Consider the following 21,517-nt stretch of genomic DNA (forward strand, 5'->3'; position numbering starts at 1 on the left):
GAAAAGATGAATAAGAAACTGACCCTTAAAACGCGCCTACAACAGAGCGTTTCCGGAATTCGGAAAAATGAAGACGGTTTAGCCGCCATTGAATTTGCCATTCTCGCGCCTTTGCTCATCTCGATGTATTTTGGCCTCGCAGAAATCGCCTCGGCTGTTGCGGTGGATCGGTCTGTGTCGCATGCCACAAATGTGATTGGCGACCTCGCCTCACAAACCTCAAATATTGATAAAGAAGACCTTGAAGATGTGCTTTCGGCCACTATTCGCGTCATGAATATTGAAAATGCCTCCGGGGCGACTATTCAGATTGACAGTTGGGCGCGGGATTCTGATGGAAAGAATACCCTTGTCGGCTCGGCCGTCATGAATAACGGATCTGCGTCATTACCCAGTTTTGATCCGGCCAGTGTTGACAATTCCATGATGAATGAAAATTCCGGAATAGTCGTCGCCCGCATTGCGTATAATTATACACCTTTGAAATTTATGTATATGAAACAGGACTTTACAATGTCTGATACCTTCATTCTAAAGCCGCGGCGATCCACCGAAGTGACCTTTGGCTCGGCCAGCGGAAAAAGCTTTAGTTGCACAGCGTCGGGCCGAACGGTTTCCTGTTCTTAACAGGTTACCTATTCCAGATAATGATCGCGGAGTTTCGTGATATCCTGATCACTTAGCCCTAATATATCCTGCGCATATTTTCGCAAATCGCCCATCTGATCCAGAGCTGAGTCCAGATAATCGGCCTTGACGCCAAACATTGGACGTAAGGCGTCAGGCGCGATAGCGCGTCCATATCGTTTGGTGAACGCCTTTGACGCTGGCTCAAGAAAACCTTCGATGTCCACGGCTTTGTTTGTGAGCATGTAGTCTTCTCGAATATCTTTCGCCGGCACGCCCAATAGACCCTGTATCAGCGCCACCAGAGTACCGGTTCTGTCTTTTCCAGCCGCGCAATGTACCAAAATGGCATCGCCCGTTTCCGCCATGTGATGCAGTGTATCACGGAAAATATCCTGAAATCCCTTATCTCCGGCCCGAAGAGAATAGGATTTCATCATATAATTATGCGCGTCTTCAGGCGTATTAAGCTCTTGCTCCATAAAGGCTTCATGCGGCGCGGTCTTGGCCGCCTTATATTCCGGCGGGTCAATATAGACCAGGACGCGCGCTTCATCCTCTATGGGATAACGTGACGGTTGACGAGTGCGTTCGGGCTTATGGCGAAGGTCCACCACCAGTCCGATATTCATGTCAGCGATCGCGGCCAATTCCGCATCGTCCAGATTATTCAAATGCGCCGAGCGAAATAACTTGTCACGGGCGACTTTCGCCCCGTCCACGGTTTCATAGTGCCCGAAATCCCGGAAATTCAGAATGGTTTTAAAAGGTTTGACGCGGTCTTCCATGCGCTTCGACTAGCAGGGTGGCTCCGTTTTCACAAAAGAAAAGACCCGGCCTGCGCAGTGCAAGCCGGGTCTTTTCTCACGTAAGGGACTGATCCGGGCTAAACCGCGTCTTCAACGGCTTTTTTAGCGCGCATTTTTTCAAATTGTCCCCAGACGCCGTCCTCGCCGTGCCACTGGCCGCCCGTGGCGCCTTTGGAATATTCGGTCGAACGGGCCTCGAAGAAATTGGCATGTTCCACGCCATTGGTGATTTCCGTGAGCCAAGGCAAAGGATGCTCTTTCGTGCCGTAAATTTTCGGCAAGCCAAGCTGATTCATCCGCCAATCGGCGATATAACGGATATAGGCTTTGATATCTTCCGACGTCATGCCCTCGACCGGCCCCATCTCAAAAGCCAGATCAATAAATTTATCTTCGAGTTTAACCACGGTCTGGCAACAATCGGCAATGTCATCGGCGACGGCCGGCGTCAGCGCGCCGGTTTCCTTGGCGAAAGTGTGGAACAGCTTGATCATGCCTTCGCAGTGCAGGCTTTCATCGCGAATAGACCAGGTTACAATCTGGCCCATGCCCTTCATTTTATTCAGGCGCGGGAAATTCATTAACATGGCGAAGGAGGCAAAGAGCTGTAGCCCTTCTGTAAATCCGCCGAAAACGGCCATGGACGTCAGAATGTCTTTTTCCGTCTCAACGCCGAATTTACCAAGATAATCGTGTTTGGCGGCCATTTCCTCATATTCCATAAAAGCGGAAAATTCGGAGTCCGGCATACCGATTGTCTCAAGCAATAATGCATAAGCCGCGATATGAATGGTCTCCATGTTGGAGAAAGAGGCGAGCATCATGCGCACCTCCACCGGTTTAAACAGCGGCATGTAGTTTTCCATGTAATTCGCGCCGACTTCGACATCGGATTGCGTAAAGAAACGGAAAATTTGCGTCAGCAGGTTACGCTCGACATCTGTCAAATTGGTGGACCAGTCTTTCAGATCTTCGCCCAGCGGCACTTCTTCGGGCATCCAGTGAACTTGCTGCTGCTTCTGCCAGAAATCATAAGCCCATGGATAGCGAAAGGGCTTATAACTGTGACTCGGAGTCAACAGTCCTGATTTCGGATCTTTTAAAAATTCCATCTTGCCCATAGCTTGCTCTCCCTGCCGCCGTTTCATGACCCCGCCCGAGGTCTTTTTTCTGATAAATGCAACATCTTGACAGATTTGCAACAAGACACACCATATATAGGGCGCCCTTTGAATCAATGCCAAAGTGGACGTAAATCTCCGACGCCGCAATAACGCCCTGATTTTAGCCTGAATTTTTTTATGCAAACCCTGTGTATAAAATCCCTCAAAATTTGAGATGAAAAAAGTAAGCCCTTTTCAAACAGAGAGGCGCGTCAAAATGGTCTGATTTGACCCTATCCGCCGCGCCGCACCTGTCATATAAGCGGCCCATGTTCAAAGGCGTTTCATGATAAAATCTGTCGCGACATTTTTCCGGCTCATGCGGACAGGATGGGTGCTCATCCGCCACGATTCGCTCGTGCCTGTGGAATACGCGCCGCTCGTTCCCTGGCCCGTCCGCATTGTGGGCGGAATTTCTCGCATATTTTCCATCGGAAATCGTAAAGGAAATGCAGGAGAGCGGTTTGCCAACGCCCTCGAAGACCTCGGTCCGGCCTATATCAAGTTCGGGCAGATCCTGTCCACACGCGGTGATATGTTCGATCCCGAATTTGCCGAAGGTCTGTCCCGCCTGAAAGATAAGGTTCCGCCCTTCCCCATGGAAAAGGCCGAAGCGATGATCGCCCAGGAATGGGGCGTGCCTTGGAAGACCCATTTGAAATCTCTGAGCGAGCCCATCGCGGCAGCGTCCGTTGCGCAGGTTCATAAAGGTGTGCTGCATAGCGGCGAAACCGTGGCTGTCAAAGTTCTACGGCCCAACATTGTCCGGCGCATGACCCGCGATATGGATGTGATTCAGCTCGTCGCCAATCTGGCGCATAAAGCCGTTCCGTCCCTTCGTAGATTACGTCCCAAAGATTTCGTCAAAGAGGCCCGCCGCGCCGTTATGCTTGAGCTTGACTTACGGCTTGAAGCCGCTGCGCAATCCGAGCTCACCGAAGTGTCCGAGGAAACCAAGCTCTTCCGGGTCCCAACGCTTTATTGGGATCTCGTCGGAAAAAACGTTCTCGTCAGCGAATGGATAGACGGGGTGTATTTCTCCTCGCCCGAAATGCTGACCAATCCGGAAATAGACCGAATTGGCCTGGCCCGGAAAGTTATTCAAAGCTTCCTCGCCTCCACCTTTAACTTCGGTGTTTTCCACGCGGACATGCATGAAGGCAATTTGATCGTCGATAGGGACGGCAATTTGGTCCTGCTCGATTTCGGGATTCTAGGGCGTCTGGGCGAAGAGGAAATCCGGTTTGAGATAGACACGCTCTACGGATTTCTGCAGCGCGATTATTATAAAATAGCCAAAGTCCATTTCGACATAGGTTATGTCCCGCCGCATCATTCCATTGAAGAGTTTGCGAGCGCTCTCCGCGCTGTGGGGGAGCCTATATTCGGTAAAAAGGCCGAAGACGTCTCCATGGCCAAAGTGCTGATGCAGCTGCTCGAAATCACCGAAATTTTTGACATGGAGATGCAACCGCAATTAATTCTTTTGCAAAAAACCATGATGCAGGCCGAAGGCGTCGCCCGCCGCCTCGACCCGAATTTCGACATGTGGGACGCCGCGAGGCCTATCGTCGAAAAAGCTGTCAGACGCGAGCTTGGCCCCGAGCGCTATATCAACGACCTCCTCGACGGGTTGGAGCGCACAGGCAAAACCCTTCGCACCCTCCCCGACGCCACAGACAATATCGCGCGGCTCGCCCAAGCCTGGGCCGACGGAGACATAGACCTCTCCCCGCAAAAAGACCCTGTGACGCCCAAAAGAAGTGTTATGAAGCCCGTCGCCTATCTGGGCGCCGGCGCGGTGATTGCGCTCGGGAGCGCCTGGGCAGCGGGGCAGTTTTAGGATGATGGAGTCGCGTACTTTAATAAGCAAAGAAAACTCAATTATTCGTAATTTCTTAGGCATGGCTGCGTTCATTTTTATTGTTCCCGCCGCGATGGTCTTAGCTTTATTAACTCTGCCGTTTTCGAAACCCGTAAATCGTTCCGCGCAAGAAGTATTAGAAATTTTTGATAATTTTCTAGAAAATGAAGGAGATCCCTATGAGTGGGATGACTTTATCAGTATGAAAATCTCTAACTCTCAACTTGAATATATTCGTCAGCAAGCCGCTCAAATTCACTTGCCGTTGACTGAGGAAGGTTCTGAAATTTTGGACCGTCTTCGTTTGAAAGCAAAAGAATTAATTTAAGCCGCCCCGTCATTGCAAGACCCCGTTCTTGCAATCCATCTCCGGGTGTTTCTGATTTTACCTCGTGAACTTTTAAAAAGGATATCCTGCAGAATTATCCAGAATACTGACCTGACATACTGTCTGATAGGTTTGGGAGATGGATTACAAGGTATGAGCGTCAAAATTTGATCGGGGATCAAATTAGCGATTGGCCTTGTAATGACGAGATAAGGACTATGACGAAACCTCTCTGAATCCTGACGACCTAATATTTACTGCTGTTTCGAATACTTACGCGAAGTGAGGCTAATTGGCTATCAGCGCCACCAGCCACTGAACTCCTCTCTATGCAAACGCGCTTAAACCCCATAGAGGGCGCGGCGAAGGTGCCGCCATTTTTTCTGCGGCCAGAAAGACCACTTAAATGTCCAACATAACCCACGCGCACCCGGCGCTCGCTGAGGCCTTAGCGAAAAAAGGCTATAGCGCTTTGACGCCCGTTCAAAATGCGGTGCTCGACCCGAAATTGCTTGACCAAGACGTTTTGGTCTCCGCCCAGACGGGCTCGGGGAAAACGGTTGCCTTTGGCTTGGCTATGGCCTCGACTCTATTAGGGGATGAGGAAAGTTTTTTTCAAGCCGACGCCCCTATGGCTTTAGCGATTGCCCCCACACGGGAACTCGCCTTGCAGGTCAAACGCGAACTGGACTGGCTCTATAAACAAGCCGGCGCCAAGACCGCGAGCTGCGTAGGCGGTATGGATATGCGCGATGAGCGCCGGGCCTTGTCGCAAGGCGCGCATATTGTGGTCGGAACGCCCGGACGGCTTTGCGACCACATCAAGCGCGGCTCGCTGAATATGACCCAGCTCAAAGCCATCGTTCTCGACGAAGCAGATGAAATGCTGAAAATGGGGTTCCGCGAAGAGTTGGAGCTTATTCTCGGCGCCGCCCCTGATGAGCGCCGCACGCTCATGTTTTCGGCGACGGTGCCTAAAACCATATTGGGCCTGACCAAGACATATCAACGTAACGCCGTGCGCGTGAATACCGCCGCCGAAGCCAAGCAGCATTTGGACATTGAATACCGCGTCATGACGGTCGCCTCTGACGACCGCGAAAACGCTATTATCAATGTCTTGCGGTTTTATAATGCCAAAAACGCGATCGTCTTTGGCGATACGCGGATTGCCGTGAACCGGATGACCCAGCGATTTAACAATCGCGGGTTTTCAGTTGTCGCCCTATCCGGAGAGCTTTCCCAGGCCGAACGCAGCCAAGCCCTTCAGGCCCTAAGGGACGGGCGGGCGCAAGTCTGTATTGCGACGGATGTGGCGGCGCGGGGCTTGGACCTTCCGGATCTGGAACTTGTCATTCACGCCGACGTGCCCAAAAACCGCGAAGCATTGCTTCACCGTTCTGGGCGGACCGGACGAGCGGGCCGCAAAGGCGTCTCTGCTCTTATCGTAACGCCTAATCGTCGCCGCAACGCCGAACGACTGCTCCGCGACGCCAATATAACCGCTGATTGGGGCGTGCCTCCCGCGGCTGATGAAATCATAAAACGCGATAACGAACGCTTGCTCGATAATATGACTTTGGTCAGTGAAGTCACCGAAGAGGAGCGCACTTTGGTAAAGCGGCTTCTGAAAGCACATTCGCCGGAACATATCGCCACCGCCTTCATACGAAAAACCCGTGAGGGCCAATCTGCCCCCGAAGAATTATCCAACGCAGCCTATACTCCCGGCAAAGACGATCGCGGCGGAGCAAAATCCAAGATACGAAATGATTTTACGGATGGCGTGTGGTTTGCGCTGAATTTAGGCCGAAAACAAAAGGCCGAGCCGAAATGGATATTGCCTATGCTGCTCAAATCCGGCGGGCTAAAAAAACCAGAAATCGGCGCGATTAAAATCACCGAAACCCAGACCTTCATAGAGCTGGAGAGCGGAGCCGTAGATCAATTTATCGAAACCATCGGCCCGGACGGAAAAATCGAAAAAGCCATCACCGCCACCCGGTTAGAAGGTCTACCCGATTTCCGAACGCCCGGACACTCGCCTGATAAATCGCGCAAGACGGATAAGCCCAGACGTAAATCGAATGACGCCAAGGGAAAGAAAGACGCGCCTCAGGGGAATAAGCCGAAAAGCAATTTCAAAGGCAAACCGACAAATAAAACTTTTTACGAGGAAGCCAGCCTAAAGCGGAAACCCCGGGTAAAAACTGAAGGCAACACTGGAGAATCTAACGCTTCTAAGGAGTCTGGCGGAAATCCTAAAAAGCCTCATAAGAAGAAACTCGCCCGCGCCGCGGCCTTGAAAGCCAAATCCGGAGGCGTGAAAAAAGGACAACGGAAAAGCACACGCAAGAAAGATCGGCGGTGAGCGCGTGCATTTTTTAGTGCAAAACTATGTCCCTCAGCTCTCTAAAATTTAACCCGATTCTGGGCGCGCCGAATAAAATCCATCTTGTCAGAATTTACCAGAAGCGTATTTTTAAGGCGCGGGATATCTCGTCCCGCTACGGGGTGTTTTCCCCTTTGACGAAAGTGATTGTCATGGCAGATAAATTTAAGACAGCCGGCAAACCTACAAAGACGGCTCCTTCCGACACAAACCCTAAAAAAGGTCCAGACCATAAAGGCGCGCAACCTAAACCTAAGAAATAAAACTTAGGCGACAAGGTCGCCGGGGCACGGCCTAGTCAAAATCGTGCCGCTCTATTTTCCATCAGATTTAGGGCGGCACATTCTTAAATCTTTTTTCTCCTGACCTGGACAATTCTCCCTACCGCAAATCCCTCTTTCCACGCCAGTCCCCACCCTCTAAACTCCCTCCATGACAAAACGGGTACTCCTTATCATTGGCGGCGGCATTGCAGCTTATAAATCGCTATTTCTCATCCGCGTTCTCGCCAAACGCGGGATTGAAAGCCGGGTTATCCTGACGCGCGGCGGGAAAGAATTTGTGACGCCACTCTCTGCCGGAGCGCTCTCCGGGGATAAGGTTTATTCAGACCTCTGGGACTTAACCGACGAAGCCGAAATGGGGCATATAGAGCTCTCGCGCTCCGCCGATTTAGTCGTTGTCGCGCCTGCGACCGCGAATATTCTCGCACAGGCCGCGCACGGCCTGGCAGGGGATCTCGCCACAACGACCCTGCTGGCGACCGATAAACGCGTCCTCTTCGCCCCCGCCATGAATGTGCGCATGTGGGAACACGCTGCGACCCAGCGCAATATTCAGACCCTCCGAAATGACGGCCAGCTTTTTGTAGGCCCGGATAGCGGCGATATGGCGTGCGGCGAATTTGGCGATGGCCGCATGGCAGAACCCGAAACGATAGCGGACGCCATTGAGGACGCGCTGAAAGGCGTCACGCATATTGACGGGGAGAAGAAAGATCTACTTTTAAAAGGGAAAAAGGCGCTCATTACCGCCGGTCCGACGCGCGAAGCCATTGATCCCGTGCGTTATCTCTCCAATCACTCTTCCGGCAAGCAGGGTTATGCGATTGCAGCGGCCCTGTCTGAACTGGGGGCGGACGTCACCCTTATTTCAGGCCCCGTTCATTTACCCTGCCCTATGGGTGTGAAACGCATTGATATAGAAACGGCCGAGGAGATGATGAGCGAAGTTCAGGCCGCTTTGCCAGTAGATGTCTTTGTCAGCGTCGCCGCCGTCGCCGATTGGCGCCCGACAGTGTGCGCGGACCTTAAAGTCAAAAAGGACAAGCAAGGAGATGGCCCGCCGCCGCTTATGCTGATGGAAAACCAGGATATATTGAAGACTGTATCGCATATGGAACAAGGCAGACCGGAACTCGTTATAGGCTTCGCAGCAGAAACAAATGACGTGGTCGAAAATGCCCGCGCCAAGCGTCTGCGTAAAAAATGTGACTGGATTGTCGCCAATGACGTCTCAGGAGACGTTATGGGGGGCGATCATAATGTAATGGTGCTGGTCACGCCGGAGACAGAGACCGAATGGCCTCGACTGGACAAACAAGCGGCCGCCAGAAAACTGGCCGCAAAAATATCGGAGGCCCTGACGGGACATTAAACGATGAAAACATCTACTCTGACGCGGCGTATCGCCCCTGCCTTTCTGACTTTCAGCCTCTTGGCCATCAGCCCCGCTTTGGCCTCTGCCGCAGAAAAATCCGCTCCCAAAAATTCCGATTGTGAAATTGTCCTGATGCAGACCATTGCAGATGAATCAGGCCGCGGCGGCGCTCAAATCGCCAGTTACCGCCCTGCCGAAGACTTTTTAATTTCAGTTTACCAGGAAGACACCGACCCTATTGTTACGGTCAACGAAAAACCTATTCAGGCCGTTATGTGTAAACGGGTGGATGTCATTCCGACTAAAAAGGATTTTCCGATAGTCGCCACGGGTATTCCATTCTTCCTGTCTCAAAGTTTTGAAAGCCAGGATACCGATTTGGTCTCCGTTTATTACAAGGACGGTGCGTTCCGCCATGATTATAAGGGCCCCGGCCTAAGTGAAGAATCAGAGGCTTTACTCGTGAAACGTCTGGCGATGTTTGATGATATGAAAAAACAGCAGGATAAGTAATTTTCAAAGCTTCATCTTCGCCGTAATAGCGCGTTTAAATGGACACTTGTCCACGACTGATACACAAAGCTGACTGGCGAAGAGCGGCCCCTTCCCCTAGACATTTTCCATATTGCAAGACTGTGAAGGGACCCTCATGATTCGCGTGGAATTCAAGACATTAGATCATTTTGAAGGTCTCAAGCTTCCGGCCTTTGAAACGGTATTGGCGGCCGGAGCGGATCTTCGCGCCGCCGTAAGTGACAGCGCCCCGACGGTTTTGGCGCCGGGGGAACGCGCGCTTGTCCCGACAGGGTTTTGCATGGCGCTGCCCGCCGGATATGAAGCGCAAATTCGGCCGCGTTCCGGCCTCGCTTATAAGCACGGCATCACATGTCTGAATACGCCCGGCACAATTGACGCCGATTACCGCGGAGAAGTCAAAGTCCTACTGATTAATCACGGACAGGAGCCCTTCACCATTCACCGGGGCGAACGGATCGCCCAAATGGTGGTTTCCCCGATTACCCAGCCGGAATTTGTCGAAGTAGACGTGCTCTCCGAAACCGACCGCGGCGCGGGCGGCTTCGGATCAACAGGTCAGACTTAAGCCAGAAAGACCTTAGTCCCGATAACGTTTTGGTCCCTGAGGATGCGCCTCATAGCTCTGATAGCCATGAGCCGTATTACTGACAGGGCCGGAATAAACACGCGGTTGATGAGAGGAGGAATACCTCCCCTGATGCGTGGTCACGCCGCCGGCTAAGGATTCGTTATATTGCGTTCCTGACGAATAAGTCGTTGTGGTTTCGCTCTTGTGGTAGCTCGCGGACGGGCGGATTGCGCCGCTGCCGGGCGCGCAGAGGACTCGGCGCCATTCATAGCGCTCCGGCGAGACAAGCGTTTTTGTCTGAACCTGCCCATATTTGGCCGGAACCTCGACATATTGCCCGCTGGCTTCACGCACGACGTCTTCAACCGTATAGCTGCGATATTCAGCCGGAATCGGAATTTCTGTCACGCCGCCGGGATCGGCCACAACCTGTTTCGTAATCGTCTGATATTTGGCCGGAACAGTGACGCGCTGCACGCCCCCGGGATTGGTCATGACTTTACGCTGGTAAGACGCGGTCTGCCCCGGCTCTTCCACCAGACACCAAATCTCGCACATCTCGCCGCATTGCGCGCCGCCCTGTTCGCCGTATTGCATGGTAGAGCTGTAGCCTTGGCCATGGCGCCCGCCATCCGCGGTCGAATGGATGACATAACCCTGCGCCCTTAATTTACCGGGATTGCCTCGCTTCCAGACCAGACGCGGCGCAGAGGTTTGAATCGTTTCGGTTACCGTCGAGAATTGCGGCGCGGATACGGTCAGTTTGTCATAAGACGGACGCACCAAAAGTTGCTCTGTAACAGATTTATAGGTCGGCTGACGCACCTGATAGCGCACAGACGCCTCCTTCACGAGGACGTCTTCCTGACGCGTCGCAAGCTCGGGCGGGAGAACCTGAAGCGTTTGATATCCCTCTTCGGTCATGACCGTTTCTGAGCCGTGTTGATACTGCGCCGGAATTTCGACGCGGGCATAACATTCCCCGCTATTGGGATTGGCAGGCAAAAGATCAGGCGTATAGGCCGGTCCGGAAGAGTTTCCCGCAAAGGCGGTTCCACTCAAAAGGGCTGTGGCAAAAGAGGCCATCAGTCCGCTACGAAGCTGTATTGACGTCATGGTTCGTCCCTTAAAAGTTCAGTTTATCAGGTTTCATGTAAGCTGACCCTGCAAGTTTCGTGCTAACTTGACCGCTCTACCGATTTTTTTTGACATTTTTATGCCAAAGGAGCTGACCGACTCTCCAAACGCTCCATGCCACCAGAACGCCTGACAGATTTGCCAGGAAATCCGCAAAGGAGGCAGTTCGCCCCATATTCATTGCTCCCTGCAATATTTCTATCGCCGCGCTAAAAACCAAAATGGCAAGGAGCAAACTGACCCGGCGCAGGGGCATGCGGGATAAAAGGGCTAAGCCGCTCAAGATAAAATAAGCCAGAAAATGCTGCACTTTGTCGATATAATGCGAGCCGGGCTGGCCATAAAACGGCTCAAGAGATTTCCACAAAATAAAAATCGCCAGTGCCGCAAACAGAGCTCTCATGCCCCAATTAAGCCAGGTCGCCTTATTCGTCTCTGAAGCCAGGTTGATTGTAGTCTTGGTCATCGCAATCGGTCTTAAACAGAAGGCTCTACAAAAGCACGTGTGAAGCGAGGTATTCTATGTAATTTTTGAAATCCGAATTCCCGAGGTCAATCCTGCCCCGAAATGGAACAGATTTTGCCCTGATGGATTAAATGACTACAATTGTGTAATAGACAAAGTAATATTCGATGTGGCTATTTTAAGGCAAATTACCCTATCAGGATTTACGTTATTCCAATAAATTCAAAAGAGAGATCATCATGGATGTTTTAAACCCCAAAGACGCTGCCGAAGATTTACCCGGATGGACTGGCGGCGACGATTTTATCACCAAAGTTTTCAAATTCGAAGATTTTGCCGAAGCCTTTGGTTTCATGTCCCACATCGCGGTTATTGCCAATACGATGGATCATCACCCGGAATGGTACAATGTTTACAACCGCGTTGATGTGACTCTGACGACCCATGATGCAGGCGGGGTCACGGAAAAAGACATCAAACTCGCCAAAGCCATGGAAAAGGCCGCTAAATAGAGCAATTCTTATCGGCCTGTTTCTCGGCTCTTGAATTTAACGTCGTAAAGCGTAGGGAACGGAGAATATCCTTTCTCACTATGGGGTTCGTAGGACAATGATGAAGTATTTTCTCGGGACAGCGCTTATAATAACTCTAGGGAGCATTAGCCCCCTGGTTCAGGCGCAAAATCAGACAATTGATGTGGCGCCTGGCTTTTGTACCAATGGCCAAATCGTTGTGGTGGACGGTCAAACCGAATGCCGCATCGAAGACAGTCTAGATGCGCTTATCCATGATTTCGAAGAAGCCCAATTAAAACGTGACCCCGTCACAGCCGGTGAATTGGGCGACGCCGATGCGTTAAGACGCCTCCCGGATGTGTCTCTCGCCGCAGAGAAACAGAGCCAGATAGAAAATAAGGAATTCCTCTCCCGCCATGTTCAGCTCTCTACGCGGCCCATGAGCGAAGAGGAACGGCTGAACTACGATCTCCTTGGCTTTGCATTAAAACAGAAACAACGTCTGGCCCCATTTGATGAAGCCCGGCTTCCCTTCACCAATGACAGCGGATTTTTTAACAATATTCTCTATCTCGCCCGTCAAACCCGGTTTGAAAAAGTTTCTGATTATGAGGCCTATGCCTCCAGGCTGACCGAACTCCCCAGATATTTCCTGCAGCACAAAAACAATATGCGGCGCGGAATGGAAAGTGGTTTTACCGCGGCCGCAGAGATTATGCCGGGCATCCTGGAAACCGTGGAAAATCTGGCCAGCCAGCCAGCGACTGAGCATCCGCTCTATGAACCCTTCACCCGTTATCCGGAAAGCATTTCGGCCGAAGATCAAGCGAGACTCAAGGAACTTGGGGAAGCCGCAATAAAGAGCTCCGTCCTCCCGGCCTATAAAAACCTCGCGGAATTTCTGGCCGAAGGTTATATTCCCGAAGCCCGCCAGACCTCCGGCATTGGCGATAGCGAAGAAGCCCGAAATTATTACCGCGCGCTCGTGCGTTATTTCACGACTCTGGATATGACACCCGACGAAATCCACCAGAAGGGATTGGCCGAAGTCGCCCGAATTCGCTCTAAAATGGATAAGATCATTGAGGAAGTCGGCTTTGAGGGAGATTTCTCAGACTTTATCGCAGAGCTCCGGTCCAATCCGAAATTCTACGCCAAATCCGAACGCGAACTACTCATGACGGCGTCTTATATCGCCAAGAAACTGGACGGGAAAATGCCTGAATATTTCGGCACACTCCCCCGCCTCTCCTATGGGGTGATGCCGGTGCCAAAGGAAATTGCGCCGACCTATACAACAGGCCGCTATTGGGGCGGCAGTCCCGAGCAGGGCCGCGCCGGCAATTATGTAGTCAATACTTACAACCTCAAACAGCGCCCTCTTTATAACCTTCCGGCGCTGACGGCGCATGAAGCGGTTCCCGGACACCACCATCAAATCGCCTTGGCGCAAGAAAACGAAAATGTGCCGCGTTTCCGTCAGTCGCTGTATCCAAATGCATTCGGCGAAGGCTGGGGACTTTATGCCGAGAAACTGGCCGGAGAAATGGGCATTTACGAAACGCCCTATGAACGCTTCGGACAGCTCACCTATGAAATGTGGCGCGCCTGCCGTCTGGTTGTTGATACCGGATTGCACTGGAAAGGCTGGAGCCGCGAACAGGCGGAAAGCTGTTTCCTTGAGAACTCTGCGCTCGCCGCGCATAACGTAAAAACCGAAGTGGATCGCTATATCAGCTGGCCGGGGCAGGCTTTGGCCTATAAGATTGGCGAGCTGAAAATCCTCGAATTGCGCCAACGAGCCAAAGAGGCTCTGGGGACTGATTTTGACATTCGCCGTTTCCATGACGCGGTGCTGGAAGACGGCGGCGTACCGCTGAATTTGCTCGAGAAAAAAATAGACCGTTGGATCGGACAGGAAATTCAGCGGATAGAGGCGAAGAGGTAGGCTTACTTTGCCAAGCAACTCTCAAGGGTGTGAGCAATATTCGCCACCAGATCACTCGCTGTAAAACTGTGCTCTGCGCCTTTGCCCGCTTCGCTGTGAATCCAGACAGCGGCGCAGGCGGCTTCAAATCCCGGCATGCCTTGAGCCACGAGGCCTGCAACCAATCCAGCAAGGACGTCGCCTGTTCCGCCCCTCGCCAGGGCCGGGTTAGGATGGTCATGCTCAACGCTTCGCCCGTCCGGATGAGCGATAATTGTCTTGGCATTTTTTGCGATGAGAATTGTGTTTGATTTTTCAGCCGCCTCCAATACGTCTGCAGTTTTTTTAGAGTCCAGCTCCGGAAACATCTTTTTAAATTCTCCGCCATGCGGCGTCAGAATGGCTTCTCCCTTAAGCGGAAATTTATCCGGCATTGGCAAAGCGGAAGAATCCAGAATGCGCGGCGCATCTTCCATCTCGTCCATCGCTTCATGATGAGAAATGGCAATGCCCCCCGGCCCGGCCAGCCACGCCGTAATCTTGGTTTCTTCAATATCCAGTTTATTTGTGACCATGATATCCGCAGGTAAAGTCATGCGGTAGATATCGTCCCTCACCTCCGCGATGACGCGCACGAGGCCCGCCCCGGATCGGAGCGCCGCTTCCGCCGCCAGCCGGGTCGCCCCGGTCAGCTCCGGCGCGGCAATAATTCCGCAAAAGCCCCGGTCATATTTATGAGACTCCATCGAAGGATGTGGCAGGCTATCTTTCCAAAGCTCGGGCGAATTAGATTGGGTCATGAAAGAGAAACGTCAGGGTTTAGGGGAAGGTTCCTGTTAGAACCGAGAGTGTGAATAAAGCGGTTTGGCTGTCTTTATTGCACCTTACTCCATATAAGGCGCTAGGTTTATTTAGCTTGAAGACTTGCTCCAGGGCGCCACCGCTTCCGCATGAACGCCCCATTTTGTCAAACCTTCCGGCCACTCCATTCCGGTTATCAAAGTTTCGGTTATAACGCTCATGGCCGGCGCGGTTTGCAGCCCGTAACCGCCCTGCCCCGCCAGCCAGAAAAACCCGTCCGCGTCGGGCGCAAAACCCGCAACTGGGACACGGTTCTTTGTAAATGTTCGCAGACCTGCCCAACTCTGGTCAATCCGGCGTATAGGGATATTTGTGTAGTCCTCGACTTTGGAGGCGGCCAAGGCAATATCATATTCCTCCGGCTGCGCATCTGTAGGTGCCGTTGGAACCTCATCCACGGGGCATGCAAGGAGCCGCCCGGATTCAGGGAGCATATAAAAGTCATCAACGACTGTTTTGGTGAAGGGCCAATTTCGCACGTCATGACCAGAGGGAGGATCAAAGCAAATCATGGTCCTTCGCAAGGGGTGAAGTCCAAGCGGCTTAACATCTGCGAGGCGGGCTATTTCATCACACCACGCTCCAGCAGCATTCACAATAATAGGGGCGGCGTAACGCACGCCGGATTGGGTCGTCACGACCCAATCGCTTCCTTCTCGGGAAATTTCGACGACACGAGAGTTAGTTCTGCACGCTCCGCCATGCTCTTTGATTTGCGCGCGATATCCTTGCTGCATTGCTTCGCTGTCCAAGCGTCTTGCTGTATGATCTAAAACACCCGCAACGATATTGTCGCCGCCGCATTTCAAGACAGGAACAAGGGTTTTTATCTCGCTTTCACCGACATGTTCAATCGTCTCGGAAAACCGGCGCATATTCTGCTCAAGCGCAGACAAGGCGCCCAGCATGTCGGGGGAAGCGATAAACAAGGCCGGAGATTGGCAGGACAAGTCAGCACCTATGTGATTTTTCGTTTCTAAATAGGGGCGGCTAAAGGCTGTCATGCCGCGGACGACGGAGTCCCCAATTCCGAAATGGTAATAAGCCGCGCTGCGGCCGCTTGAGTGATAGCCAAAGGCCTCTTCAGCTTCGAGAAGAATTGTCCGTCCATGAGGCGCCAGCCGCGCCGCCGCAGACACACCCGCAATGCCGCCGCCAATAATTAGAAAATCCACCGCATTCATATGCGCTCCCCCGTTCCCTCAATTTCGCATCGTTCCATCGGGATTAAGTTTTACGGATTGCCCCCGTTTTGCGGACGCACCTATCGCTTCTATCAAACGCAGATCACGCAGGCCCATCTCGCCTGGAGTTTTTATTGTCGCTCCATTCTGCACAGCATCTGCAAGATGATCCATTTGGGCCGAAAACTGGATCGAGGGGTCACCCGGATTGAGCTTTTGTATTTTATCCGACTCCAAGACATAATTATGTCCACCATAACCCGTAGCAGGATCCATTGTCAGTTTACCCCGATTGCCCCACACCACACCGCGATTTGAAGACCGAGTGTCATAAGAGGTGGACAGCTCCGCCAATGCGCCGGATGGAAATCTCATCAAGGTTCCCACCATCGCCGCAATTTCTGCAAAACGTGGATCACTTTGCGGTTGGTACATATAAGCTGATATCTCTGTTGGCATTTCGCCGCTCAGATAAAGAGCCTGTTGTAATCCATAAATGCCGTAGTCTTCTAGTGGGCCGTACCCCGCCAACGCTTTGGCCAATCGCCAGTTTTTCTTTGGCGTTGAAGAGCCAGTGACATAATGATGGTTTGTACGGATCATTCGAATATCGCCGACCGCCTTTTGCTGCATCAATTCCATAGCTGAAAGGTTATGCGGCTCGAAATGACAGCGATAGGCAATCATTAATTTGCGATCCGCCGCTTTGGCAGCGTCTATCATTGCCTGACAATCTTCGCTCGATAGCGCCATGGGTTTCTCGCAAAGGACATGCTTACCCGCTGCAAAAGCACGGACGGCAAACTCCTTATGCAAACCGCTTGGCATCGCGATATAAACCGCATCAATACGGTCGTCCTGCGCTATGTCATCAAAATTGGAATAACTATAGCAGGCATCTTCCGAAATACCGTAAGCCTCACCAACCTTAAGACATTTTTCTCGATTTCCGGAAACCAGAGCTGAAATATAAGCGCGTTTACACGCGGCAAAACTCGGCATCATATTGCGCAGCGCATAGCCGCCTAATCCAATAACGGCAAAACCCAAGCTGTTTTCGGTTTTTGCAGCGGGCGGGTTAGTCGGCAAACTCACGCCGCTCGGCATAGGCTGCCCTTCGGCTGTGGGTACGGTGGTAATAGGGTCGTAAATAGAAAGGCCGGTCTGAGCGGTCGACTCACTGCCACATGCTGAAAGTAGAGGAAGAGCGCTCCCTGCAACCAGATATTTAAAAACCTGTCGGCGCGATTGGCTATTCTGAGTCATGGCAGGGCTCCTAATGTATCGTCTTTCTATTTACGAAGCTTAAGCAATCGCAGTTCCTAGAAGCGGCACAATTTCTTATAAGCCGAGGAAGAAAGCTATCTTGGAGCCTAAATCTTGCATTTATCAGTTATGCCTTTTGCATTTCTCTCTACCCCGTCCAGTCGAAATACCAAATCCCCAAGACAACCGCGACCGCCCCTATGACCATGACGGCACAAAGCAGACGTAAATGGTTGCGGGATGAGGTTTCAAATTGATGACTGTCCATGCGGCGAAATACCTGATGGGCCTGACGATAGGCAGACACGAAAATCAAAATCGCAATGGCGGCAAATCCTGACGCCACCAGTTTAGGAAGCCAGACTGGATCAATCTTGCCAAAGACAGCTTGGAAGCCGAGGGCCAGGCCCAGACAGGCCAGGCCGGTACGCATCCACCCCGCGAAAGTACGTTCATTCGCCATGAGCGTGCGGTCTTCGGCAAAATCCGTCCGGTCTTCGGCAAGGCCAGTCGTCCCGTTAGATTTTTCCGACGCATCCGCCATGTGAGACCTTTTTTCGCTCTAGCTATCGACCTCGGCGTCGAGGGCATTGGAGATAATAAAGTCGCGGCGCGGCTCCACTACATCCCCCATCAGCTTGGTGAAGAGATCATCCGTTGCATCGGCGGCTTCAATCTTGACCTGTAAAAGGGAGCGCGCATTTGAGTCGAGCGTTGTTTCCCAGAGCTGATCCGGATTCATTTCGCCGAGACCCTTATAGCGCTGAATCTTGAAGCCCTTCCGGCCGCCTTCAAAGATGACCTCAAGTAATTTGGCTGGACCGGAAATGGAAATCGGATCGTCCTCGCCGCGGCGGAACTGGGCGCGTCCGACATAGGTTTCCGCCAGAGCCGGAGCTAATTTATGCAAGCGGCGCGCATCAGAACTGTCACGGAAGCCGGGACGCAAAATAACCCGGTCGGTGACGCCGCGCACGTCGCGTTCAAAAACAAGGGCGCCGTCTTCGTCATAGCGCCCGGCCCAACCGTCTTCGCCTTCATCCGCCGTAAGGTCCAGACGCGCTGCAGCACTTTCCAAAAGGTCAGGATATTCTTCCACGTCCAGCACACCTGCAATGGCGAGCTGCGCAATCGCCGAATTTGGAGCGCGGTGTTTCATCCGCGTCAACAGGCTTTGCACCTGAACGGCTTCCTTTGCGACACGTTTCAGATCCTCGCCCGATAAAACGGAGCCGTCCTCAAGAGTAAGAGTGGCGTCTTTGACGCCTGCATCAATGAGATATTCATCCAGCTGCGCTTCGTCTTTCAGATATTGTGTGCTCTTGCCGCGCTCAACCTTATAGAGCGGCGGTTGCGCAATATAGAGATAGCCGCGCTCGATCAGCTCGGGCATTTGCCGATAGAAAAAAGTCAGTAAGAGCGTACGGATATGCGCGCCGTCAACATCCGCGTCGGTCATGATAATCACTTTGTGATACCGGATTTTTTCAATATCAAAATCCTCGCGGCCAATGCCTGTGCCGAGCGCCGTAATCATCGTGCCGATTTCCTGAGAGCCGAGCATCCGGTCAAAGCGGGCGCGTTCGACGTTCAAGATTTTACCCTTTAGAGGCAGTATCGCTTGGTTTTGACGATCGCGCGCCTGTTTGGCAGAGCCTCCGGCAGAATCCCCCTCCACAAGGAAAAGCTCGGCCTTGGAGGCGTCGCGTTCCTGACAGTCGGCGAGTTTGCCGGGGAGCGACGCAATATCGAGCGCGGATTTTCGCCGTGTCAGATCGCGGGCCTTTCGCGCGGCTTCACGGGCCGCGGCGGCTTCGGCGATTTTCTGAATGATGATTTTGGCTTCATTGGGATGTTCTTCGAACCATTCGCCGAGCGCTTCGTTCATCGCGCTTTCGACCACAGGGCGCACTTCCGAGGACACCAATTTGTCTTTAGTCTGGGAACTGAATTTTGGATCCGGAACTTTAACGGATAAGACGCAGGTCAGACCTTCGCGTGCATCATCACCGGAGATGGAGACTTTTTCCTTTTTCGCCGTCCCGGAACTCGCCGCATATTTATTAATGGTCCGGGTCAGCGCGCCGCGAAAACCGGCCAAATGCGTGCCGCCATCCCGCTGGGGGATGTTATTGGTGAAACAGCGAACATTTTCGTGATAGCCATCATTCCACCACATAGCCGCTTCGACGGTAATGCCTTCGCTCTCGCGCATGACGGAAATTGGCGCCTCGAGCAGGCCGACTTTATTTGTGTCCAAATGGCGGACGAACGCTTCTATCCCGCCTTCGTAAAACAGCGGCGTCACGATATCTTCTTCGGGCCTTTCATCCGTCAGAATAATCATCACACCTGAATTGAGGAAGGCCAGTTCCCGCAGGCGGCGCTCCAGCGTCTCGCGGTCAAACTCAACCATGGTGAACGTCTCTTCGGACGGCAGAAAGCGCACCCGCGTGCCGGTCAGCACTTTTTGCGACCCGTCGCGGCGATCATCCATTGGCGCGTCGCCGACAATCTTGAGCGGAGACACGGTCTCGCCATGGGAGAACTCCATGAAATGTTCCTTGCCGTCGCGCCAGATGGAGAGATCAAGTTTCACGGAAAGCGCGTTCACTACCGATACGCCCACGCCGTGAAGTCCGCCCGAGACCTTATAACTGTTCTGATCAAACTTCCCGCCCGCATGGAGCTGCGTCATTATAACTTCGGCCGCTGAGACGCCTTCTTCTTCGTGAATGGCGACAGGGATTCCGCGCCCGTTATCCCGTACAGACACGGAGCCGTCCGTATGCAGCGTCACCTCAACGCGGTCAGCATGACCGGCCAGGCTCTCGTCAATGGAATTGTCCACAACCTCATAGACCATGTGATGCAGACCGGATCCGTCATCCGTATCGCCGATATACATGCCGGGGCGTTTGCGCACAGCATCGAGGCCCTTAAGGACCTTGATCGACTCGGCACCATATTCGGCATTTGACAGGTTTTCAGCAGGTTCGGCCATATTCATCCCTCTTCCCGTTTGAAGCGCGCGAAAATCTGCACCGAATCACGGGTTTATTCTGTTTTATATAGGGGGTTTGGACGCTAATTGGTAGGGCAGAATGGGGATTAGCCTGCAGGGACTCAAGCTTGCTCTGTGGGTGTAATACTGCTGATGACATGCATTATAGTCTGCAACAGGATAAGCACGATGCTGACGCTGATTGCGCTGACAAAAATAATCAATCCAAAAGTCACATTGTATAAAACATAATACCAGACTTCCGGCACTTTCTCGAATTCCCCTATCGGAAGCGACAAGGTCAAAAGCAGTATGACCGAGCTGATAAGACCTATTGCGCTTGTCAGCCCGATAAGAGCAACCGTGCGGTAGAGTTTGTCACTGAAATCCTTGTCGATACGCCTGACAAGACCCACCATGGTCAGCATGAGCGCCAATGTCGTGCCAGAGCTCGCCATAGTCGCGCTACCCAGATAAAGCCCGCTCTGTTGCAGATTATCGAATAGGCTCAGAACTTCGGTTTGAGAATAAATCGCCCCGTTCAGATAACGCGCCAGTAAACCGATCAGACAGATAATGATGAAGCCTGCCATAGCGGACTTGTGTCTGAGAAAAGCTTTAAACATGCTTATTGCGCTTTGGCGAAATCAAATTCGGCCCCCAGAATGAATTTTTTGTCTTTTCAAAAGAGAAAGACGTTAGCTTAGAAACACGGCATAATATGAAGTGTTCCAAAATGTGTCGATCAGCGCTGCCGTTCAACGCCCCAGACCTGGAACAATATTCCAGTGGCGCTCATTGCTATTGATAGACTTTATAGCCCCTCACCTAATCGGGAGATCTAATTATGGCAGGCGGATGGACGCGCGACGGCGCGATACAGGACCAAATCGACGACACAGTCTCTGACGCGGTAAAAGCCGCCAGAAAACGCATGCCCCAGGGCGAAAGCGCCAAGGAATGCGTTGAATGCGGAGACGAAATCCCCAAAGCTCGAAGAGAGGCCCTGCCCGGAGTCAAAACTTGTGTGCTGTGCCAAGCCGAACGGGACGGGCAACAAATGAGCGTGGGAATTAACCGACGTGGGAGTAAGGATAGCCAGTTACGATAGGTTAAATTAGCCAAAAAACGAGAGATACCACGCCAATTATTCACTGTTGCTTTATTGTCACAAATCTAAAGATTATTTATTCTCCATATAAATTGCCCT

21 protein-coding genes are annotated in these 21,517 nt (G+C 52.3%); 11 read left to right on the plus strand and 10 right to left on the minus strand.

Features of this window, described 5'->3' with window-relative positions; genetic code table 11:
* Nucleotides 1-6: 6 nt before the first annotated feature.
* Entirely contained in the window at nucleotides 7-627 is a 621-nt protein-coding gene (locus ACN0IC_RS07735) for a TadE/TadG family type IV pilus assembly protein (RefSeq protein WP_416878196.1), read from the plus strand.
* An 8-nt stretch (nucleotides 628-635) separates the two neighbouring features.
* Here ACN0IC_RS07735 and ACN0IC_RS07740 read toward each other — a convergent pair whose 3' ends face one another.
* On the minus strand, nucleotides 636-1,415 hold the full coding sequence (locus ACN0IC_RS07740; protein WP_416878197.1) for a tyrosine-protein phosphatase: 780 nt from the start codon (nucleotides 1,413-1,415) through the stop codon (nucleotides 636-638).
* Nucleotides 1,416-1,513: 98 nt separating this feature from the next.
* The gene (locus ACN0IC_RS07745; protein WP_416878272.1) at nucleotides 1,514-2,548 is read right to left on the minus strand and encodes a ribonucleotide-diphosphate reductase subunit beta; all 1,035 of its coding nucleotides are present in this window, start codon (nucleotides 2,546-2,548) and stop codon (nucleotides 1,514-1,516) included.
* A 337-nt stretch (nucleotides 2,549-2,885) separates the two neighbouring features.
* On the opposite strand from ACN0IC_RS07745, the gene ubiB reads away from it, so the two are divergent.
* The 7 genes from ubiB to dut all read left to right on the plus strand — a co-directional run bounded on the left by ubiB (nucleotide 2,886) and on the right by dut (nucleotide 9,944).
* Nucleotides 2,886-4,442, plus strand: a complete 1,557-nt coding sequence (gene ubiB, locus ACN0IC_RS07750) for a 2-polyprenylphenol 6-hydroxylase (RefSeq protein ID WP_416878198.1) — start codon at nucleotides 2,886-2,888, stop codon at nucleotides 4,440-4,442.
* A gap of 1 nt (nucleotide 4,443) precedes the next feature.
* On the plus strand, nucleotides 4,444-4,791 hold the full coding sequence (locus tag ACN0IC_RS07755; protein ID WP_416878199.1) for a hypothetical protein: 348 nt from the start codon (nucleotides 4,444-4,446) through the stop codon (nucleotides 4,789-4,791).
* A gap of 406 nt (nucleotides 4,792-5,197) precedes the next feature.
* Nucleotides 5,198-7,162 (plus strand): DEAD/DEAH box helicase, encoded by a 1,965-nt coding sequence (locus ACN0IC_RS07760; RefSeq protein ID WP_416878200.1) that lies wholly within the window; start codon nucleotides 5,198-5,200, stop codon nucleotides 7,160-7,162.
* Between the two features lie 26 nt (nucleotides 7,163-7,188).
* Nucleotides 7,189-7,446, plus strand: coding sequence for a hypothetical protein (locus ACN0IC_RS07765; protein ID WP_416878201.1), 258 nt, complete (start codon nucleotides 7,189-7,191; stop codon nucleotides 7,444-7,446).
* A 169-nt stretch (nucleotides 7,447-7,615) separates the two neighbouring features.
* A complete protein-coding gene (gene coaBC / locus ACN0IC_RS07770; protein ID WP_416878202.1) occupies nucleotides 7,616-8,839 on the plus strand; it encodes a bifunctional phosphopantothenoylcysteine decarboxylase/phosphopantothenate--cysteine ligase CoaBC in 1,224 nt (407 codons plus the stop codon).
* A 3-nt stretch (nucleotides 8,840-8,842) separates the two neighbouring features.
* Complete coding sequence (locus tag ACN0IC_RS07775; protein WP_416878203.1) at nucleotides 8,843-9,355, plus strand: hypothetical protein; 513 nt, start codon at nucleotides 8,843-8,845, stop codon at nucleotides 9,353-9,355.
* 136 nt (nucleotides 9,356-9,491) lie between these two features.
* Nucleotides 9,492-9,944, plus strand: a complete 453-nt coding sequence (dut, locus tag ACN0IC_RS07780; RefSeq protein WP_416878204.1) for a dUTP diphosphatase — start codon at nucleotides 9,492-9,494, stop codon at nucleotides 9,942-9,944.
* Between the two features lie 12 nt (nucleotides 9,945-9,956).
* Here the strand turns inward: dut and ACN0IC_RS07785 are convergent, their stop codons facing one another.
* Nucleotides 9,957-11,063 (minus strand): hypothetical protein, encoded by a 1,107-nt coding sequence (locus ACN0IC_RS07785; protein ID WP_416878205.1) that lies wholly within the window; start codon nucleotides 11,061-11,063, stop codon nucleotides 9,957-9,959.
* A 76-nt stretch (nucleotides 11,064-11,139) separates the two neighbouring features.
* Nucleotides 11,140-11,550, minus strand: a complete 411-nt coding sequence (locus ACN0IC_RS07790; RefSeq protein WP_416878206.1) for a VanZ family protein — start codon at nucleotides 11,548-11,550, stop codon at nucleotides 11,140-11,142.
* A gap of 239 nt (nucleotides 11,551-11,789) precedes the next feature.
* Here ACN0IC_RS07790 and ACN0IC_RS07795 point away from each other — a divergent pair, with 239 nt between their 5' ends.
* Together ACN0IC_RS07795 and ACN0IC_RS07800 are read left to right on the plus strand one after the other, a co-directional pair.
* On the plus strand, nucleotides 11,790-12,062 hold the full coding sequence (locus ACN0IC_RS07795) for a 4a-hydroxytetrahydrobiopterin dehydratase (protein ID WP_416878207.1): 273 nt from the start codon (nucleotides 11,790-11,792) through the stop codon (nucleotides 12,060-12,062).
* Between the two features lie 97 nt (nucleotides 12,063-12,159).
* A complete protein-coding gene (locus ACN0IC_RS07800; RefSeq protein WP_416878208.1) occupies nucleotides 12,160-14,013 on the plus strand; it encodes a DUF885 domain-containing protein in 1,854 nt (617 codons plus the stop codon).
* 2 nt (nucleotides 14,014-14,015) lie between these two features.
* On the opposite strand, the gene ACN0IC_RS07805 is transcribed toward ACN0IC_RS07800, so the two are convergent.
* From ACN0IC_RS07805 to ACN0IC_RS07830, 6 genes are all read right to left on the minus strand, one after another.
* Nucleotides 14,016-14,792: an NAD(P)H-hydrate dehydratase gene (locus ACN0IC_RS07805; protein ID WP_416878209.1), complete on the minus strand. Its 777-nt coding sequence runs from the start codon at nucleotides 14,790-14,792 to the stop codon at nucleotides 14,016-14,018.
* A gap of 111 nt (nucleotides 14,793-14,903) precedes the next feature.
* Entirely contained in the window at nucleotides 14,904-16,037 is a 1,134-nt protein-coding gene (locus ACN0IC_RS07810; protein ID WP_416878210.1) for an NAD(P)/FAD-dependent oxidoreductase, read from the minus strand.
* Nucleotides 16,038-16,055: 18 nt separating this feature from the next.
* Nucleotides 16,056-17,303, minus strand: coding sequence for a Gfo/Idh/MocA family protein (locus tag ACN0IC_RS07815; protein WP_416878211.1), 1,248 nt, complete (start codon nucleotides 17,301-17,303; stop codon nucleotides 16,056-16,058).
* A gap of 148 nt (nucleotides 17,304-17,451) precedes the next feature.
* Complete coding sequence (locus ACN0IC_RS07820) at nucleotides 17,452-17,847, minus strand: YidH family protein (RefSeq protein WP_416878212.1); 396 nt, start codon at nucleotides 17,845-17,847, stop codon at nucleotides 17,452-17,454.
* An 18-nt stretch (nucleotides 17,848-17,865) separates the two neighbouring features.
* Entirely contained in the window at nucleotides 17,866-20,307 is a 2,442-nt protein-coding gene (gyrB, locus tag ACN0IC_RS07825) for a DNA topoisomerase (ATP-hydrolyzing) subunit B (RefSeq protein ID WP_416878213.1), read from the minus strand.
* A gap of 122 nt (nucleotides 20,308-20,429) precedes the next feature.
* The gene (locus ACN0IC_RS07830) at nucleotides 20,430-20,933 is read right to left on the minus strand and encodes a hypothetical protein (RefSeq protein ID WP_416878214.1); all 504 of its coding nucleotides are present in this window, start codon (nucleotides 20,931-20,933) and stop codon (nucleotides 20,430-20,432) included.
* Between the two features lie 221 nt (nucleotides 20,934-21,154).
* On the opposite strand from ACN0IC_RS07830, the gene ACN0IC_RS07835 reads away from it, so the two are divergent.
* The gene (locus tag ACN0IC_RS07835) at nucleotides 21,155-21,418 is read left to right on the plus strand and encodes a DksA/TraR family C4-type zinc finger protein (protein WP_416878215.1); all 264 of its coding nucleotides are present in this window, start codon (nucleotides 21,155-21,157) and stop codon (nucleotides 21,416-21,418) included.
* Nucleotides 21,419-21,517 lie beyond the last annotated feature (99 nt).

This window comes from Litorimonas sp. (assembly GCA_029936425.1).
Lineage (GTDB): Bacteria > Pseudomonadota > Alphaproteobacteria > Caulobacterales > Maricaulaceae > Litorimonas.

Coding starts and splice junctions, on each gene's coding strand:
- ACN0IC_RS07810 (WP_416878210.1), bottom strand. CDS start 16,037: ATGAATGCGGTGGATTTTCTAATTATTGGCGGCGGCATTGCGGGTGTG.
- ACN0IC_RS07765 (WP_416878201.1), top strand. CDS start 7,189: ATGTCCCTCAGCTCTCTAAAATTTAACCCGATTCTGGGCGCGCCGAAT.
- coaBC (WP_416878202.1), top strand. CDS start 7,616: ATGACAAAACGGGTACTCCTTATCATTGGCGGCGGCATTGCAGCTTAT.
- ACN0IC_RS07815 (WP_416878211.1), bottom strand. CDS start 17,303: ATGACTCAGAATAGCCAATCGCGCCGACAGGTTTTTAAATATCTGGTT.
- ACN0IC_RS07790 (WP_416878206.1), bottom strand. CDS start 11,550: ATGACCAAGACTACAATCAACCTGGCTTCAGAGACGAATAAGGCGACC.
- ACN0IC_RS07785 (WP_416878205.1), bottom strand. CDS start 11,063: ATGACGTCAATACAGCTTCGTAGCGGACTGATGGCCTCTTTTGCCACA.
- ACN0IC_RS07775 (WP_416878203.1), top strand. CDS start 8,843: ATGAAAACATCTACTCTGACGCGGCGTATCGCCCCTGCCTTTCTGACT.
- ACN0IC_RS07740 (WP_416878197.1), bottom strand. CDS start 1,415: ATGGAAGACCGCGTCAAACCTTTTAAAACCATTCTGAATTTCCGGGAT.
- ACN0IC_RS07800 (WP_416878208.1), top strand. CDS start 12,160: ATGATGAAGTATTTTCTCGGGACAGCGCTTATAATAACTCTAGGGAGC.
- ACN0IC_RS07735 (WP_416878196.1), top strand. CDS start 7: ATGAATAAGAAACTGACCCTTAAAACGCGCCTACAACAGAGCGTTTCC.
- ACN0IC_RS07795 (WP_416878207.1), top strand. CDS start 11,790: ATGGATGTTTTAAACCCCAAAGACGCTGCCGAAGATTTACCCGGATGG.
- dut (WP_416878204.1), top strand. CDS start 9,492: ATGATTCGCGTGGAATTCAAGACATTAGATCATTTTGAAGGTCTCAAG.
- ACN0IC_RS07760 (WP_416878200.1), top strand. CDS start 5,198: ATGTCCAACATAACCCACGCGCACCCGGCGCTCGCTGAGGCCTTAGCG.
- gyrB (WP_416878213.1), bottom strand. CDS start 20,307: ATGGCCGAACCTGCTGAAAACCTGTCAAATGCCGAATATGGTGCCGAG.
- ACN0IC_RS07745 (WP_416878272.1), bottom strand. CDS start 2,548: ATGGAATTTTTAAAAGATCCGAAATCAGGACTGTTGACTCCGAGTCAC.
- ACN0IC_RS07820 (WP_416878212.1), bottom strand. CDS start 17,847: ATGGCGGATGCGTCGGAAAAATCTAACGGGACGACTGGCCTTGCCGAA.
- ubiB (WP_416878198.1), top strand. CDS start 2,886: ATGATAAAATCTGTCGCGACATTTTTCCGGCTCATGCGGACAGGATGG.
- ACN0IC_RS07835 (WP_416878215.1), top strand. CDS start 21,155: ATGGCAGGCGGATGGACGCGCGACGGCGCGATACAGGACCAAATCGAC.
- ACN0IC_RS07830 (WP_416878214.1), bottom strand. CDS start 20,933: ATGTTTAAAGCTTTTCTCAGACACAAGTCCGCTATGGCAGGCTTCATC.
- ACN0IC_RS07755 (WP_416878199.1), top strand. CDS start 4,444: ATGATGGAGTCGCGTACTTTAATAAGCAAAGAAAACTCAATTATTCGT.
- ACN0IC_RS07805 (WP_416878209.1), bottom strand. CDS start 14,792: ATGACCCAATCTAATTCGCCCGAGCTTTGGAAAGATAGCCTGCCACAT.